Source organism: Nocardioides sp., from assembly GCF_029937575.1.
Taxonomy (GTDB): Bacteria; Actinomycetota; Actinomycetes; order Propionibacteriales; family Nocardioidaceae; genus Nocardioides.
Genome location: NZ_JAPYPS010000074.1, coordinates 1,312 through 2,667, shown reverse-complemented (window position 1 = coordinate 2,667; position 1,356 = coordinate 1,312). Strand labels below are relative to the sequence as shown.

The following is a 1,356-nucleotide window of genomic DNA, read 5'->3' as shown; positions in this document are numbered from 1 at the left end:
AGCGCCAGCGAGCGTCGACGAAGCCCCGTGAGCGGGACAACCACCGCACCAACGGAGGCTGAGCAGCGAGCGCCAGCGAGCGTCGACGAAGCCCCGTGAGCGGGACAACCACCGCACCAACGGTGGTTGAGGTACGAGCGCAAGCGAGCCTCGAGACCTCGTGAGCCGACCGGGAGGGTCAGCCCACAGGCTTCGAGGCTCGCTTCATGCTTGAGGCGTGCGAGGGCAGGTCAGACCCGCTGCGACTCCCGGTCGGTCAACCGAGCCGCGTCGGCCGCCGAGTCCTTCTCCTTGGCCGGCAGCACGAACCGGTAGCCGACGTTGCGCACGGTGCCGATGAGCGTCTCGTTCTCCGGGCCGAGCTTGGCGCGCAGGCGACGCACGTGCACGTCGACCGTGCGGGTGCCGCCGAAGTAGTCGTAGCCCCAGACCTCCTGCAGCAGCTGCTGGCGGCTGAAGACCCGGCCCGGGTGCTGGGCCAGGAACTTCAACAGCTCGAACTCCTTGAAGGTCAGGTCGAGCGGACGCCCGTGGATCTTGGCGGTGTAGGTCGCCTCGTCGACCACGACCTCGCCGGAGCGGATGACGTGGGCCTCGGGGTCGGCGGCGTCGCGGGCGGCACCGAGCCGACCGATCGAGAGCTTGATGCGGGCCTCGAGCTCGGCGGGACCGCACGTGTGCAACACGACGTCGTCCATGCCCCAGTCGTGGCTGACCACGGACAGACCACCCTCGGTGACGATGAGCAGGACGGGCACGTCGGTGCCGGTGGTGCGGATCAGGCGGCAGAGGTCGCGAGCGCCGGCGAGGTCCTGGCGCCCGTCGACCAGCAGCAGGTCGGAGTCGGGGGCCTCCAGCAGGGCGCTGCCCTCGGCAGGCAGGATCTTGACCTGGTGACCCAGCAGGGACAGTCCGGGCAGCACCTCGGCGGACGGCTGCAGGGCGCTGGTCAGAAGCAGAAGCGTGCTCATATGCGGTGGTCTCCTCCCACAGGGGTGAGACCGAAACACGACAGTGGGCTCCGGCCAGTTGATCTGCAGGGAAGAATACCGAAACGTGGAGGACACAGGGAGTGAATGTTCATGGTTGAGACTCAAATCATCTCGATTCGTTATTGGGCGTCTGCTCGTTCGGCCGCCGGCACCGACGCGGAGATCCTCGACGTCGACGCCCCGATCACGCTGAGCGAGGTGCTGGCCCGTCTCGACGCGGCCCACCCCGACGGCCGGCTCCGCACCGTCCTCGACGCCTGCTCCGTCCTCCTCGGCGACCGCCCGGTCTCCTCCGAGGACCCCGACGACGTCCTGGTCCCACCCGGCTCCACCCTCGAGTTCCTCCCACCCTTCGCCGGCGGCT

At 69.0% G+C, this 1,356-nt stretch carries 2 protein-coding genes; one reads left to right on the top strand and one right to left on the bottom strand.

Annotation, left to right across the window (positions count from 1 at the left end):
• Window positions 1–230 precede the first annotated feature (230 nt).
• Window positions 231–971, bottom strand: coding sequence for a response regulator transcription factor (locus Q1K33_RS17975; protein ID WP_300406119.1), 741 nt, complete (start codon window positions 969–971; stop codon window positions 231–233).
• A 111-nt stretch (window positions 972–1,082) separates the two neighbouring features.
• On the opposite strand from Q1K33_RS17975, the gene Q1K33_RS17970 reads away from it, so the two are divergent.
• Window positions 1,083–1,356: MoaD/ThiS family protein (locus tag Q1K33_RS17970; protein ID WP_300406118.1), on the top strand; the 274-nt coding region annotated here is incomplete at its 3' end.

Coding starts and splice junctions, on each gene's coding strand:
- Q1K33_RS17975 (WP_300406119.1), bottom strand. CDS start 971: ATGAGCACGCTTCTGCTTCTGACCAGCGCCCTGCAGCCGTCCGCCGAG.